Here is a 15,161-nt window from a genome sequence, read left to right on the forward strand (position 1 = left end):
GCACTGCGACACCCTACTCCTCGATCAGCGGCTCGCAGACCCGCTTGCCCCGATCGGGGAGGACGTGCGGTGTGTCAAGCGCTCCTGCGTGTCGGGGGCCGCTCATAGACTGACCAGGTGGCGAACAGCAACGAACAGACCCTGCAGCAGGCATCGGCCGAGGCGGAGGAGCTCACCTCTCGGATCCTCGAGCTGCGCGACGCGTACTACGAGCGGGACGAGTCGCTCGCCTCCGATCAGGAGTACGACGCCATGATCAAGCGGCTCGACGAGCTCGAGCGGCTCTTCCCCGAGTTGCAGAGCCAGGACAGCCCGACGCAGACGGTCGGCGGCCGGGCGGAGACGACGCTGTTCGCACCGGTCACCCACCTCGAACGCATGCTGAGCCTCGACAACGTCTTCTCGACCGAGGAGTTCCTCGCCTGGGCGGCGAAGGTCGAGCGCGACGCGGACGGTGCCGTCCAGTACCTGTGCGAGCTGAAGATCGACGGCCTCGCCATCAACCTGCGGTATGAGCGAGGGCGTCTGGTGAGCGCGGCGACCCGCGGCGACGGCGTCGTCGGTGAGGACGTCACGGAGAACGTCCGGTACATCCGCTCCATCCCGAGCGTGCTGACCACCGCCGACACGGACGTCGAGGTCCCCGAGGTCGTGGAGGTGCGCGGCGAGATCTTCTTCCCCGTCGAGGCGTTCCGGGAGCTCAACGCCAACCAGGCGGCCGCCGGTGAACGGGTGTTCGCGAACCCCCGAAACGCGGCGAGCGGATCGCTCCGTCAGAAGGCGGAGAGCAAGAACCCGGCGCAGCTCGCCCTCATGCACGACCGGCTCGGCCGGCTGCAGATGCTCGTCCACGGCATCGGCGCCTGGGAGCGCCCGCCGGTCGCGCGTCAGTCGCAGGTCTACGAGCTCCTCCACCGGTGGGGTCTGCCGACCTCGTCGCACTACCGGGTCCACGACGAAGCGACGGGGGCGGCCGAGTTCATCGAGTACTTCGGAGCACATCGCGACAGCGTCGAGCACGAGATCGACGGGGTCGTCGTCAAGGTCGACGATCTCGCGCTCCACGGGGAACTCGGCGCGACGAGCAGGGCTCCGCGCTGGGCCATCGCCTACAAGTACCCCCCGGAGCAGGTGAACACCAAGCTCCTCGACATCGTGGTCAGCGTCGGCCGCACCGGTCGGGCCACGCCCTTCGCCGTCATGGAGAAGGTCCTGGTCGCCGGCAGCGAAGTGCGCCAGGCCACGTTGCACAACCAGGACGTCGTAAAGGCGAAGGGGGTGCTCATCGGCGACACCGTCGTCCTCCGCAAGGCCGGCGACGTCATCCCCGAGGTCCTCGGTCCCGTGGTCGAACTCCGCGACGGTTCCGAGCGCGAGTTCGTCATGCCGGACGACTGCCCGGAATGCGGCACCCCGCTCGCCCCTGCCAAGGAGGGTGACATCGACCTGCGCTGCCCGAACGCGCGGAGCTGCCCGGCTCAGGTGCGAGGCCGGGTGGAGCACATCGGTTCACGTGGAGCACTCGACGTCGAAGCCCTCGGTGAGGTAGCCGCAGCGGCGCTCACGCAGCCGCTGGAACCCGCGGAGCCGCCGCTGACCACCGAGGCTGGGCTCTTCTCGCTGACGATGGCCGACCTCTTCCCGGTGACGGTGGTCGTGCCCGACAACGAGACCGGCCTGCCGAAGCTCAACGAGGACGGCTCGGAGAAGCGAGTCACGCCGTTCCGCCGCCGTCGGGCGAAGAAGGACGGCGTGCACGACCCGGAGGCGTCCGAGTTCGACGGCGACGAGTCCTCGGTGCCGTCGAAGAACGCGGTCGAGCTGCTCGCCAACCTCGACGCCGCGAAGACGCGCCCGCTCGCACGGTTGCTCGTCGCCCTCAACATCCGCCACGTCGGTCCCGTGGCGGCCAGGTCGCTCGCGGAGTACTTCGGATCGCTCGACGCCATCCGAGCTGCGAGCCGCGAGGAGCTGGCCGAGGTCGACGGTGTCGGCGGGATCATCGCCGACGCCCTCATGGCCTGGTTCGAGATCGACTGGCACCGCGAGATCGTCGAGGAGTGGACGGCTGCCGGCGTGCAGTGGGCGACGCCCGGTCACCCGGGCCCAGGTGCCGCCGTCGCTGCGGGCGGTGTCCTCTCGGGCGTGACCGTCGTCGCGACCGGCTCCCTGGACGGTTTCACCCGCGAGGGCGCGCTGGAGGCCATCGTGCAGGCCGGAGGCAAGGCCGCGTCGAGCGTCTCGAAGAAGACCGACTTCGTCGCCGCCGGCCCGGGCGCGGGGTCGAAGCTCGCGAAGGCGGAGGCGCTCGGTCTGCGGATCATCGACGCGGAGCAGTTCGCGATCCTGGTCTCGGAGGGCCCGGCAGCCCTCGGCGAGCCCGAGGCGCCTGGCGACGAGGCTCCGGCCGACGAGGCTCCGGCGAACGACTGAGCTCAGTGCCCGGCGGCGTCCAGGAGGTCGTCCCTGACCTGGCGTCGCAGGACCTTGCCGATGAGCGACTTCGGGAGTTCGTCCACGACGACCACCCGCTTGGGCACCTTGTAGGGCGTGAGGATCTCGCGAGCCCACGCTCGGAGCGCCTCGGCGTCGACGGTGGTCCCCGGAGCGGCGACGACGGCTGCGACGACCTGCTCGCCGGAGTGCGGGTCGGGGATGCCGACGACGGCGGCGTCCGCGACGGATGCATGGCCGCGGAGGACCTGCTCGACCTCGCTGGGGGAGACGTTGAACCCGCCCGTGATGATGAGCTCTTTGATGCGGTCGACGACCGTCATGAACCCCTCGTCGTCGATCGACACGATGTCGCCGGTGCGGAACCAACCGCCCGGGAGGAGCACGGCCGCGGTCTCCTCCGGCTTGTTGTAGTAGCCGCGGAACACCTGGGGTCCGCGGACGAGGAGTTCGCCCGGCTCTCCGGCCGGCCGGTCCGTCCCCGGATCATCGGGGTCGACGACCCTGACCTCGGTGCTCGGCAGCGGGAGACCGATGGTGCCGGGCTTCCTGGCGGCGGACACCGGGTTCGCGGAGATCACCGGTGAGCACTCGGAGAGCCCGTACCCCTCGACGAGGAACCCGCCGGACGCCGCTTCGAACGGCACGACGAGCTCGTGGGGGAGCGGCATGGCCCCGGAGATCGCGATCTCGGTACCCTGCAGCGAGACGCCCTGCTCCGTCGCCGCCGCCAGGAGACGGTCGGCGATGGGCGGCACCGCCGGCAGGAAGGTCGGCGGGCGCTTCTTCATGACCTTGAGGACGAGCGCCGGGTCGAACTTCGGGAACAGGACGAGTCGCGAGCCCATGCTCATGGCGAACGTGAGGCACAGCGTCAGCCCGTAGGCGTGGAACATCGGGAGCACTGCGTAGACGACGGCGGATCCGCGTGGCACGGTCGGCACCCAGGCGCGCGACTGGGCGGCGTTGGCGAGCAGGTTCGCGTGGGTCAGGGCCGCACCCTTCGGCGAGCCTGTCGTGCCACTGGTGTACTGGATGAGCGCGAGCGCGTCGGTCGCCGGCTTCGGGTGGCTCGGCGGGAGTGACCCGGTGGTGAGGAGCCGCTCCCACGCCACCGTGCCGGAGACCGGGGCGGTCAACTGCGCACGGGAGGCGCGTGCCTTCGCGATCGGGAGCCGCAGCGCCAGGCGCATGTGGATCGGCATCGCACGGGTGACGTCGATCGTGACGAGCGCATCCACCGCCAGGTCGGCCGGGAAGTCCTGCAGGTGACCTGCGACCTTGTCCCAGACGATCGCGAACCGGGCGCGGTGGTCCTCGAACTGGTGGCGGAGCTCCTGCGGCGTGTAGAGGGGGTTGTGCTCGATGACGACGGCGCCGAGTCGGAGGACGGCGTAGAACGCGACGATGTGCTGCGGACAGTTCGGGAGCATGAGGGCGACCGGGTCGCCGGCCCGGACGCCGAGGTCGCGCAGACCGGCCGCAGCCCGCGCGATCAGGGCGTCGAGTTCGGTGTACGTGGTCGTCGAGCCGAAGAACTCGAGCGCCACCGCGTCCGGGTAGCTCACTGCGGAGGCCTCCACGAGATCGCCGAGGCTGCCTGTCTGCTCGGGGATGTCGTCCGGGACGTCGGCGGCGTAGCTCGCCAGCCACGGGCGCTCGTGCGGGGGACGGGGACGGCTGCTCGAGTCGTTCTGGCTCACCGTCCCACTGTAGGGGCGGACGCCGACCGTCGACCACGTCCCTGGCGAATAGACTGGAGCGACCGCCACCGCTACACGTACGGGAGACGCATGTCGGAAATCACCACCGAGCAGGTCGCACATCTCGCGACCCTCGCTCGCATCGCCCTGAGCCAGGACGAGATCGCCCACCTCACCACGGAGCTCGACTCCATCGTGGACAACATCGCGAAGGTGCAGCAGGTGGCCACACCTGACGTCCCGGCGACGAGCCACCCGATCCCGCTCGAGAACGTGTACCGCGACGATGTCGTCGGCAACACGCTCACCCGGGAGCAGGCGCTGCAGAACGCACCGGAGTCGGCCGACGGCCGGTTCAAGGTCTCGGCCATCCTGGGGGAGGAGCAGTGAGCGGCCTGATCGGTCTGACGGCAGCCGAACTGTCGTCCAAGCTCCGCGCCGGCGACGTGTCGAGCGTCGAGGTCACCCAGGCGCACCTCGACCGCATCGCCCAGGTCGACGGCGACGTCCACGCCTTCCTGCACGTCTCGGACCACGCCCTCGACGTCGCCGCCGACATCGATGCGCGTCGTGCAGCGGGTGAGGAGCTCGGCGAACTGGCCGGCGTCCCACTCGCGATCAAGGACGTGCTCGTCACGACCGACATGCCGTCCACCTCGGGGAGCAAGATCCTCGAGGGATACCTGTCGCCCTTCGACGCCACCGTCGTCGCGCGATCGCGGGCGGCCGGCCTGGTGCCGCTCGGCAAGACGAACATGGACGAGTTCGCCATGGGGTCGAGCACGGAGCACTCCGCGTACGGCCCGACCCACAACCCGTGGGACCTCGACCGCATCCCCGGCGGTTCCGGAGGCGGCTCGGCCGCAGCGGTCGCCGCGTTCGAGGCGCCCATCGCGCTCGGCAGCGACACCGGCGGCTCGATCCGTCAGCCGGCGCACGTCACCGGGACGGTCGGTGTGAAGCCCACCTACGGAGCGGTGAGCCGCTACGGTGCCATCGCCCTGGCGTCCTCGCTCGACCAGGTCGGGCCGGTGAGCCGGACCGTCCTCGACTCCGGGCTGCTGCACGACGTCATCGCCGGGCACGACGCGCTCGACTCCACCTCCCTCCGTGACGCCTGGCCATCGATGGCCGCAGCCGCTCGGGAGGGTGCCCGCGGCGACGTACTGCGCGGTCTGCGCGTCGGCGTCGTCAAGGAGCTCAACGGCGAAGGTTTCCAGGCCGGCGTGAAGAGCCGCTTCCAGGAGGCGCTCACGGTGCTCGAGGCGAACGGCGCCGAGATCGTGGAGGTGTCGGCACCCAACTTCGAGTACGCGGTCGCCGCCTACTACCTGATCCTCCCCGCCGAAGCGTCCAGCAACCTCGCGAAGTTCGACTCCGTGCGGTTCGGCATGCGCGTCACCCCTGAGGGTGGCGGCACGGTCGAGCAGGTGATGTCCGCCACTCGCGAGGCCGGGTTCGGTCCTGAGGTGAAGCGTCGCATCATCCTCGGCACCTACGCCCTGAGCGCCGGATACTACGACGCCTACTACGGCAGCGCCCAGAAGGTGCGGACGCTCATCCAGCGCGATTTCGCGGCGGCCTTCGACCAGGTCGACGTCCTCGTGAGCCCGAGCGCGCCCACGACGGCGTTCAAGCTCGGTGAGCGCATCGACGATCCGCTGGCGATGTACCTCAACGACGTCACCACCATCCCGGCCAACCTCGCCGGGGTCCCGGGCATCAGCGTCCCGATCGGGCTCGCCCCGGAGGACGGCCTGCCCGTCGGCATCCAGTTCATGGCGCCAGCACGAGAGGACGCCAGGCTCTACCGGGTCGGCGCCGCTCTCGAGGCGCTCCTCGAATCGACGTGGGGGCACACCCTCATCTCGCAGGCACCCGCTCTCGGAGGTCGGTAACCATGGCCAAGGACAAGCTCCTCTCCTACGAGGAAGCCCTCGAACTGTACGAGCCCGTGCTCGGGTTCGAGGTGCACGTCGAGCTCAACACCAAGACGAAGATGTTCTCCTCGGCGCCGAACGGCTTCGGCGACGCGCCGAACACGAACATCTCGCCGGTGTGTCTCGGTCTGCCCGGCTCGCTCCCGGTCGTGAACGAGCAGGCGGTGCGGTACTCGATCAGCCTCGGGCTCGCCCTCGGCTGCTCGATCGCCCCGTCGAGCCGCTTCGCGCGGAAGAACTACTTCTACCCCGACCTTGCGAAGAACTACCAGATCTCGCAGTTCGACGAGCCCATCGCCTTCGAGGGTTCCGTCGACGTCGAGCTCGCCGACGGCACCATCGTCACCGTGCCGATCGAACGCGCGCACATGGAGGAGGACGCCGGTAAGCTCACGCACATCGGCGGCTCGACCGGGCGCATCCAGGGTGCCGAGTACTCGCTCGTCGACTACAACCGCGCCGGCGTCCCGCTCGTGGAGATCGTCACCAAGCCGATCTACGGCACCGAGCACCGGGCGCCGGAGATCGCGAAGGCCTACGTCTCCGCGATCCGCGACATCGTCGTGGCGCTCGGCATCTCCGATGCGAAGATGGAGCGCGGGAACCTCCGCTGCGACGCGAACATCTCGCTGCGCCCGCGTGGCCAGGAGAAGCTCGGCACGCGGACGGAGACGAAGAACGTCAACTCCCTGCGGTCGGTCGAACGCGCCGTCCGCTACGAGATCCAGCGTCAGGCCGCGATCCTCAAGGACGGCGGATCCATCGTCCAAGAGACGCGTCACTGGCACGAGGACACCGGCGCCACGTCGGCCGGCCGGCCGAAGAGCGACGCCGACGACTACCGCTACTTCCCGGAGCCCGACCTGCTCCCGGTCGTGCCGTCGCCCGAACTCATCGAGGAACTGCGTGCGGCGCTCCCCGAGCAGCCGGCCGTCCGTCGGCGCCGCTTGAAGAGCGAGTGGGGCTTCACGGATCTCGAGTTCCAGGACGTCGTGAACGGTGGCCTCTTGAACGAGATCACGGCCACCGTCGAGGCGGGAGCCGCTCCGGCCGCCGCACGGAAGTGGTGGACGGGCGAGATCTCCCGGATCGCGAACCAGCGCGACGTCGAGGCGACGAGCCTCGTGTCGCCCGAGCACGTCGCCGCCCTCGCTGCGCTCGTCGAGGACGGAACGCTCAACGACAAGCTCGCCCGTCAGGTCCTCGAGGGCGTCATCGAGGGGGAGGGCACTCCTCAGGAGGTCATCGACGCTCGTGGTCTCGCGCTCGTGTCCGACGACGGTCCGCTGATCGCCGCCATCGACGAGGCTCTGGCCGCCCAGCCGGACGTCCTCGCGAAGATCCGCGACGGCAAGGTCCAGGCCGCCGGCGCGGTCATCGGCGCCGTGATGAAGGCGATGCGCGGACAGGCCGATGCGGCGCGTGTGCGGGAACTCGTCCTGGAGCGCGCCGGACAGTAGGTCCCGCACCAGCGACATCGGGTCCGGACGGCAGTCGTGCACTGCCGTCCGGGCCCGTTTCCGTCCCGCCGGGAAGCCCTGGCGCGTGTCCCCGGTGCGGCATACACTTCGGCCATGCTGGTCGAAGGCACCATGCGTTGGCAGGTCACCGAGGACGCCCCGATGGCCCTCATGCTCGCGCTCGCTTTCCGTTCCATGGCCGGTCTCGGGGACCGGTGCGTCGGCCAGCTCCCAGCGGTGGCCCCCGCACCCGATCCGATCGACGTCGCCGACCTCGATCGCGACGCCCTGGCACTCCAGTTCGACGGCTGGTGGACCGGGATCGCCCGGCGTGACACGCGGTTGTTCCTGGCGGAGGTGCGTCCTCCGCACTTCGAGGTCTTCGATCGCGCCCTCGAACTGCAGGAACTCGCCTACCGTGCCTACGACGGCGCCTACCGGTGGGCGACGGACAGGATCCGCGAGTATGAGATCGCCCTGGCCGGACGCTCACCGAGCAGACTCGCCGACGTCTACGAGCTCATCCGCGAGCGCCAGTTCGAGTTACGTCGGCAATCCAGCTCGTTCCGACTGGACCTCGAGGTGCTTCCGATCTGCCGACCGGGTGCCTGGGTCGTCGCACCCGACACGATCGTGGTCAGTGAGTCGCTCCGGGACGACCGGGAGGCGTTTCGCGAGTGGCTACGACCGCTGGTCCACAGCCTGGTCTGATCCGCTCGCGACGCGCTCGACCGGCCGACGGGTCGGGTTCAGGAGCACGACCGCGATGATCGAGCCGGCGGCTCCGGCAGCGGCCATGGCGGCGGTGAGCGGGTGGGAGATCTCGGCGAAGGGCATGAGGAACGCGCTCACGACTGCGATCCACACAGCCACGTGCGCCGGCTTGCGCTCCGGGTCGAGGCGCAGCCTCCGGGGGTGCTCGACGCGGCCGAGGAGTGCTCCGACACCCGCCAGGAGGACCGCGACGACGAGCAACACGACCGGTCGGGTCCACCACCAGGCGGCGGTCAGCGGCTCCGCGAAGGGGATGCCGAGGGCGAGCTGCAGACCGGCGACGGCGATGATGAGGGGCAGGTGCCAGAGGTACACCGTCATCAGCCGGGACCCGATGAGGAAGACGACCGCTCGCGCGGCGCGGGTCCGCATGATGGCGGTGAGCAGAGGGTGCACCAGGGCGAGCAGGGCGAGCTGCCCGACGCCGAGGACGACGAGGGGGAGGGTCGGTGGGTTGAGGTTGCCGAGCATGCTGGTCGAGTACGGCAGCCAGGTCGTGATCGGCACGAGCGCGCCGTAGGAGATCAGCACCACGGCCACGAGGACGAGGCGCGGAACGGAGCGGAGACGTCCGTCGGCCAGGAAGAACCCGAACTGCTGCAGCAGCGGCCAGACGAACACGAGGTTGACGAGACCGATGCCCAGGAGGCCGGTCGAGTAACGGACGACGTCGACGAGGATCACGCCGGCCAGCAGTGCCGCACAGGTCAGGAAGGGGTGGCGGTCGTGGCAGGTGGCGAGGAACGGGGCGACCGTCTGGCACAGCAGGTAGGCGGCCAGGAACCAGAGCGGGGACCCGACGCCTGCGGCGACGGCCTCGATGATGGCGGGGTCGACACCGAGCGCCCCGGCCAGCCACAGCCCCGCGGCGAGGAAGAGCAGGACCGGGATCGTCGGCAGGGCGAGTCGGAAGACCCTGGACCGGAGGAAGTCGCTGGTCCCGCCACCACGTCGGACGGTGCTGCGCCAGCCGGTGATCGTCGCGAAGCCGCCCACGATGAAGAACAGCGGCATGATCTGGCCGAACCAGGTACCCGTGTCGAACCAGGGTTGCTGCTCCAACGCTCGGGAGATGCCGATCGTGCCGTCCGGCTCGACCGCCACCGCGACCATCAGGAGGTGGACGATGACGACCGTCACGACGCAGGCGACGCGCACGAGGTCGAGGGCGAGGTCCCGCCCGGAGAGGTCTGGGACCGCCGGGGCCGACCCGGTCCGCGTTCGCGTGCTCATCGCCGGACAGCCTAGCGCCGCCGAGCGCTCCCACCTCGGCCCCTGTGGGGAGCGTGTCGGAGGTGACTGCGACAATGGAGTCATGAGTCGGCAGGATGGAGCGTCTCGTCGCGTCTCGGCGCACGATGCCGACGACAGCGGTACCCCCATCCTCCACGTCGACATGGACGCCTTCTTCGTCTCGGTCGAGCTCTTGGAGCGGCCCGAGCTCCGTGGCCTGCCCATCATCGTCGGCAACAAGGAGGGCCGCTCGGTCGTCACCTCCGCGAGCTACGAGGCCCGCAGGTACGGGGTGCGTGCCGCGATGCCCGTGTCCCAGGCCATGCGCTTGTGCCCGAGCGCGGTCGTCCTCCCGCCGCATCACGGCCGGTATCGCGAGTACTCGGATCGCGTCATGGAGGTGTTCGATTCGGTGACCCCGCTCGTCGAACCGTTGAGCATCGACGAGGCGTTCCTCGACGTCTCCGGGGCGGTGCGGTTGCTCGGGAGTCCGCGCACGATCGCGGCGCTCGTCAAGCAGCGGGTCCTCGACGCCACGGGGCTTCCCTGCTCGGTCGGTCTGGCGGCGACGAAGTACGTGGCGAAGCTCGCGTCGGGGCTGTCGAAGCCCGACGGACTCCTGGTCGTGCCGGCTGCTGAGACGCTCTCCTTCCTGCACCCGTTGCCGGTCGGGGCGCTGTGGGGCGTCGGTGGACGAACCGAGGAACAGCTCACGAACCGGGGCATCCGGACCATCGGCCAGCTCGCCTCCACCCCGTTGTCCATGCTCCAGCGCGCCGTCGGCGAGGCGTCCGGACGCCGGCTCCTCGAGCTCGCGAACGGGATCGACCCGCGTGGAATCGAGTTGGCGCGGCGGGAGAAGAGCGTCAGCCACGAGGTGACATTCCCGACGGACGTCGCAGACCCCACCGTGCTGAAACGAGAGCTGTTGAACCTCGCGGGACTCGTCGCGATCCGCCTCCGGAAGGGCGGGTACGCCGGTCGGACGATCAGTATCCGAGTGCGCTACGCGGACTTCAGCGTCGTGACCCGGTCACGGACCATCGGCGAAGCGACGAACGTCGGACGTCGCGTCTACGACGAGGCGGCTTCGCTCTTCGACGACCTCGATCGCGGAGGGCGTCTGGTCCGCCTCGTCGGCGTGAAGGTCGATCAACTGGTGCCGGCCGAGGAGGCCGGATCGGCGTTGTGGGATCCCGATGAGGAGTGGCGCGGTGCTGAACAGACGATCGACCGGGTGGCCAGTCGCTTCGGCGACCTCGCGATCGCTCCAGCCTCGCTCCTCGGGAAACCGCGGCGACGAGGGCTCGGGAGTCGAGGCGACTCGCAGGGTGCTGGGAGCACGGATCAACCCCTTGGACCGGCGGATGCGCAGCGGTAGCGTGGCAGCATGACGAATCTCGTGGAGAAGCTGGCAGAACAGACAAAGGGCCTCGGCGTGACCGCGGCCTACGGGGAGCAGCAGGACATCGACGGCACCAAGCTCGTGCCGGTGGCCCTGACGTACTACGGCTTCGGTGGCGGGTCCGAGGGTGACGGCGACGACGCACCGAGTGGCGGCGGAGGCGGTGGCGTCTCCATCCCCGTCGGCGCCTACATCAAGACCGACGAGGGCCTCCGGTTCGACCCGAACCTCATCTCACTCATCGCCGTCGCCATCCCGTTCATCTGGGTGAGCGGCAAGGCGCTGTCCGGGCTCATCAAGGCGCTCAAGAAGTAGCCATCCCCGTCGTACCCCTGCCGAGCGATCCTGCGCGGCAGGGGTTAGACTCGTGCCACCACGGGAGTCCGGTGAACCGGGCTGAGAGGAAGGTATTCGCCTTCGACCGTCGAACCTGATCTGGATCATGCCAGCGCAGGGAGACCATTTCTCGCTATCCCGTGCTCTTTTCCGTCTACAGGAAGGGCACGTATCGTGTCAGCATCGACCAAAATCTCCTCGTCTGAACGCGCCGCCGCGCGGAACCTCCGCTGGAGGGTCGTCGACATCGTCGTGGTCGCCGTCCTCGGTGTCGCCACCGGCCTCATCTTCTGGGCGTGGAACACGCTCGGATCCCTCTGGTACGCCGGAGCGAGTGCCGTGACGCCCGGCTTCGGCGGCATCGCCGTCGGCATCTGGCTGCTCGGCGGCGTCCTCGGCGGGCTCATCATCAGGAAGCCCGGAGCGGCCGTCCTCGTCGAGACCATCGGAGCAGTCGTCTCCGCGCTCATCGGGAACGCCTGGGGCATCACCACCGTGTACTCGGGACTCGCCCAGGGGCTCGGCGCGGAGCTCGTGTTCGCCGCGCTGGCGTACAAGCGCTTCGGCCTCGTCCCGGCCATCCTCGCCGGTGCGGGCGCCGGTGCCGGCGCATGGCTGCTCGAGCTGTTCATGTCGGCGAACCTGGAGAAGGGTGCCGAGTTCAACGCGATCTACCTCGGCTCGCTGCTCGTCTCCGGCGCGATCCTCGCGGGCGTCGTCGGTTGGGTCCTCGTCAAGGCGCTCGCCTCCACGGGGGCGCTCAGCCGGTTCGCCTCAGGGCGGGACGCGCGGCGCGAGGTCTGAGCGTGGTCGGTATGACCGGTCCGGCGCGCGTCGTCGCCCGTGACTGGGGGTGGCGTCACGCCGGTCGGAAGGCATGGGCGGTCAGCGACCTGGACCTCGTCATCGAACCGGGGGAGCGGGTCCTCCTCCTGGGCGCGTCCGGCGCCGGTAAGTCGACCCTGATCCACGCGCTCGCTGGAGTCCTCGGCGGAGCGGACGAGGGTGAGTCCCACGGGTCGTTGCTCGTGGACGGGGTCGCGCCGGAACGGGCCAGGGGGCGGATCGGCCTCGTGCTGCAGGACCCCGATTCGCAGGTCATCCTGTCCAAGCTCGGCGACGACGTCGCGTTCGGCTGCGAGAACCTCGGGGTCGAGCGCGAGGAGATCTGGAGACGGGTCGTCTCGTCGCTCCAGGCCGTCGGCCTCGACCTCCCGTTGGACCACCCGACCTCCGCGTTGTCCGGCGGACAGAAACAGCGCCTCGCCCTCGCCGGGGTGCTCGCCATGCAGCCCTCGCTGCTGCTGCTCGACGAGCCGACCGCCAACCTCGACCCGATCGGCGTCGCCGAGGTCAGGGACGCCGTCGCGCGTGTGGTCGACGACGGTTCGTCGACCCTGGTCGTCATCGAACACCGCGTCGACGTCTGGCGCGATCTGATGACGCGGGTCGTCGTGCTCGATGCGGACGGAGGGGTCCTCGCGGACGGTCCTCCCTCCGTCGTCCTCGACGATGTCGGACGCCGGCTCGCCGACGCCGGCGTCTGGGTGCCGGGCATCCCGCTGGGGCTGCCGCCCCGCCGGATGGTGCAGCCGAGCGCAGCCGTCCTGACGACGTCCGACCTGACGATCGGACGGCTCCGTTCCCAGGCGGTGCAGGAGCACCTGGACCTCGCCGTGCCGGAGGGCTCCGCGACGGTGGTCGTCGGACCGAACGGGGCCGGGAAGTCGACGTTGGCCCTCACCTTGGCCGGACTGCTCCCCGAGCTCGCCGGAACGGTGGACGCTGCTCGCGGCCTCGCCGGCGGGATCGGTCCACGGCCCATCCGCTGGAAGTCGACCGAGCTGCTCACCCGCATCGGGACGGTCTTCCAGGACTCGGAGCATCAGTTCGTCGCCGCGACAGTGCGCAAGGAGCTCGGCGTCGCCCTGCAAGCGCTGCGGTGGACACGCGCCGCGATCGACGAGCGGGTCTCCGAAGTCCTCGACGCCTTGGGGTTGGCCGCGCTCGCCGAAGCGAACCCCTTCAGTCTCTCGGGCGGCCAGAAGCGACGACTGTCGGTCGCCACGGTGCTCGTGGCACGACCCGCCGTCCTCGTCCTGGACGAGCCGACGTTCGGGCAGGACCGCTTGACGTGGCTGTCACTCATGCGGCTGCTGCACCTGGAGCTCGAACGCGGCGCGACGATCGTGTCGGTCACGCATGATCCAGGGGTCATCGAGCATCTGGGCGACCATCGGATCCGGCTCGAGTCGCGATCGGCAGCGGGGCGTGCCGCATGACGCGGGTCACGGCACCGGACCGTCACGCGAAACTCCCTCGCCAGGCGCCGCTCGACCGGGTGAACCCGGTGACGAAGGTGCTCGCGGTGCTCATCCTGTCCGTCCCGCTGCTGCTCACGATCGACTGGGTCAGCGCCACCGCCGCGGTCCTCCTCGAGATGGCGCTGCTCCCGCTGTCCGGTCTCCGGCTGTCGCCGTTCCTGAAGCGGTCGATCCCGGTGCTCGTCTTCGCGCCCATCGGCGGGATCAGCATGCTGCTGTACGCGAAGCCGGGCGGGACGGAGTACCTGTCGCTCGGTTTCGTCCGGGTGACCGACAACTCGATCGAATTGGCCGTCGCCGTGACCATCCGGGTGCTGGCGCTCGGCCTGCCGACGATCCTGCTCTTCGCGCGGGTGGATCCGACCGACCTGGGCGACGGGCTGTCCCAGATCGCGAAGCTCCCGTCGCGGTTCGTCCTCGGGATCCTCGCGGGGGCGCGGATGCTCGGGCTCTTCATCGACGATTGGCGCAGTCTCGCGCTCGCCCGTCGTGCCCGAGGGCTCGGCGACCGTGGAGCGGTCCGGCGCTTCGCCTCGATGGCGTTCGTGTTGCTCGTGTTCGCCATCCGCCGGGGCAGCAAGCTCGCGACGGCGATGGAGGCACGGGGCTTCGGCGCCCCCGTCGAGCGAACGTGGGCCAGGCCGTCGCGGCTCGGCGTGATCGATCTCGTGGCGGTCCTGGTGGCGGTCGCGATCATGGCCGTCGCGTTGTCCACCGCCGTCCTCGCCGGTACGTTCCGGTTCGTGGGGCAATGAGTGCCGCAGCGCCCGTGCTCCTGATCGACGGGCGGTCGGGTACCGGGAAGACGACGCTCGCCTCTTCGGTGGCCGCCGCATTGACGGAGAGCACCGTCGTCCACATGGACGACCTGTATCCGGGATGGGACGGCCTCGAAGAGGGCTCGCGACTCCTCGTGGAGTGGATCCTGACCCCGTTCGCCGATCGGCGGCCGGGGGAGTGGCAGCGGTGGGACTGGGAACGGTCGAAGCGTGCGGACCGGCATGCCGTCCCGGCCGATCGGCCGCTCATCGTGGAGGGCTGCGGGTCCTCGTCGAGCGCGTCGCGGGTCTCGGCCGACACGGTGCTGTGGCTCGACGCGCCGGTGGACCAGCGCACCGACCGGCTCGTGGGCCGCGACGACGGCGTCGACTGGCTCGCAGCGTGGACGCTCCAGGAGGATGCGTTCATTGAACGGGAGTGTCCCGATCGCGACGCCGATCTGGTGGTCGAGGCGACGGGGTCGGCAGCGATGGTCGGTGCCCGCGTGTTGAGCGTGCTCGAGCGTGACGACCGTTGGCGGCCCTGGCTCCGCGCCTGATGCGGACGCGGCCGGTGCCGGTCTCGCTTCTGACTCCGCACACGGGCATACAACGCTTGACGCGGGGCCGAGGGTCCATCTCCGGTCCCTGAGCTTGTCGAAGGGGTGCCCCCGGCAGGATTCGAACCTGCGACCAAGAGATTAGAAGGCTCCTGCTCTATCCCCTGAGCTACGGAGGCGGGCATCCAACGATACCGCACGGCGCGTGCCATCC

13 protein-coding genes, 1 tRNA gene and 1 riboswitch are annotated in these 15,161 nt (G+C 69.8%); of the genes, 11 read left to right on the forward strand and 3 right to left on the reverse strand.

Annotated elements, in window-relative coordinates:
- The first annotated feature begins 117 nt into the window (after positions 1-117).
- The gene (gene ligA / locus QRN26_RS06700) at positions 118-2,433 is read left to right on the forward strand and encodes an NAD-dependent DNA ligase LigA (protein WP_285035970.1); all 2,316 of its coding nucleotides are present in this window, start codon (positions 118-120) and stop codon (positions 2,431-2,433) included.
- Between the two features lie 2 nt (positions 2,434-2,435).
- Here the strand turns inward: ligA and QRN26_RS06705 are convergent, their stop codons facing one another.
- The gene (locus QRN26_RS06705; RefSeq protein WP_285035972.1) at positions 2,436-4,157 is read right to left on the reverse strand and encodes a long-chain-fatty-acid--CoA ligase; all 1,722 of its coding nucleotides are present in this window, start codon (positions 4,155-4,157) and stop codon (positions 2,436-2,438) included.
- A gap of 90 nt (positions 4,158-4,247) precedes the next feature.
- Here QRN26_RS06705 and gatC point away from each other — a divergent pair, with 90 nt between their 5' ends.
- From gatC to QRN26_RS06725, 4 genes are all read left to right on the forward strand, one after another.
- Positions 4,248-4,547: an Asp-tRNA(Asn)/Glu-tRNA(Gln) amidotransferase subunit GatC gene (gene gatC, locus QRN26_RS06710; protein ID WP_056006781.1), complete on the forward strand. Its 300-nt coding sequence runs from the start codon at positions 4,248-4,250 to the stop codon at positions 4,545-4,547.
- A complete protein-coding gene (gene gatA / locus QRN26_RS06715; protein WP_056006778.1) occupies positions 4,544-6,055 on the forward strand; it encodes an Asp-tRNA(Asn)/Glu-tRNA(Gln) amidotransferase subunit GatA in 1,512 nt (503 codons plus the stop codon). Before gatC ends, gatA begins: the two co-directional genes overlap by 4 nt.
- 2 nt (positions 6,056-6,057) lie before the next feature.
- Complete coding sequence (gatB, locus tag QRN26_RS06720; protein WP_285035975.1) at positions 6,058-7,557, forward strand: Asp-tRNA(Asn)/Glu-tRNA(Gln) amidotransferase subunit GatB; 1,500 nt, start codon at positions 6,058-6,060, stop codon at positions 7,555-7,557.
- Between the two features lie 114 nt (positions 7,558-7,671).
- Positions 7,672-8,268: a hypothetical protein gene (locus QRN26_RS06725; RefSeq protein WP_082455830.1), complete on the forward strand. Its 597-nt coding sequence runs from the start codon at positions 7,672-7,674 to the stop codon at positions 8,266-8,268.
- On the opposite strand, the gene QRN26_RS06730 is transcribed toward QRN26_RS06725, so the two are convergent.
- Positions 8,239-9,564, reverse strand: coding sequence for an acyltransferase family protein (locus tag QRN26_RS06730; protein ID WP_285035978.1), 1,326 nt, complete (start codon positions 9,562-9,564; stop codon positions 8,239-8,241). The genes QRN26_RS06725 and QRN26_RS06730 overlap by 30 nt on opposite strands.
- Positions 9,565-9,646: 82 nt before the next feature.
- Here QRN26_RS06730 and dinB point away from each other — a divergent pair, with 82 nt between their 5' ends.
- From dinB to QRN26_RS06760, 6 genes are all read left to right on the forward strand, one after another.
- Positions 9,647-10,945: a DNA polymerase IV gene (dinB, locus tag QRN26_RS06735; protein ID WP_285035980.1), complete on the forward strand. Its 1,299-nt coding sequence runs from the start codon at positions 9,647-9,649 to the stop codon at positions 10,943-10,945.
- Positions 10,946-10,954: 9 nt separating this feature from the next.
- Positions 10,955-11,284 (forward strand): hypothetical protein, encoded by a 330-nt coding sequence (locus QRN26_RS06740; protein ID WP_056778008.1) that lies wholly within the window; start codon positions 10,955-10,957, stop codon positions 11,282-11,284.
- 50 nt (positions 11,285-11,334) lie between these two features.
- A riboswitch (TPP riboswitch) is annotated at positions 11,335-11,443 on the forward strand.
- Between the two features lie 36 nt (positions 11,444-11,479).
- Positions 11,480-12,109, forward strand: coding sequence for an ECF transporter S component (locus QRN26_RS06745; protein ID WP_056778005.1), 630 nt, complete (start codon positions 11,480-11,482; stop codon positions 12,107-12,109).
- Positions 12,110-12,120: 11 nt separating this feature from the next.
- Positions 12,121-13,587: an ABC transporter ATP-binding protein gene (locus tag QRN26_RS06750; protein ID WP_285035981.1), complete on the forward strand. Its 1,467-nt coding sequence runs from the start codon at positions 12,121-12,123 to the stop codon at positions 13,585-13,587.
- A complete protein-coding gene (locus QRN26_RS06755) occupies positions 13,584-14,384 on the forward strand; it encodes an energy-coupling factor transporter transmembrane component T family protein (RefSeq protein WP_285035982.1) in 801 nt (266 codons plus the stop codon). Before QRN26_RS06750 ends, QRN26_RS06755 begins: the two co-directional genes overlap by 4 nt.
- On the forward strand, positions 14,381-14,947 hold the full coding sequence (locus QRN26_RS06760) for a nucleoside/nucleotide kinase family protein (RefSeq protein ID WP_285035984.1): 567 nt from the start codon (positions 14,381-14,383) through the stop codon (positions 14,945-14,947). Before QRN26_RS06755 ends, QRN26_RS06760 begins: the two co-directional genes overlap by 4 nt.
- 106 nt (positions 14,948-15,053) lie before the next feature.
- On the opposite strand, the gene QRN26_RS06765 is transcribed toward QRN26_RS06760, so the two are convergent.
- A tRNA-Arg gene (locus QRN26_RS06765) sits at positions 15,054-15,126 on the reverse strand.
- Positions 15,127-15,161: the final 35 nt, after the last annotated feature.

Origin of the sequence: Plantibacter sp. ME-Dv--P-095 (genome assembly GCF_030209365.1) — a bacterium.
Classification (GTDB): domain Bacteria; phylum Actinomycetota; class Actinomycetes; order Actinomycetales; family Microbacteriaceae; genus Plantibacter.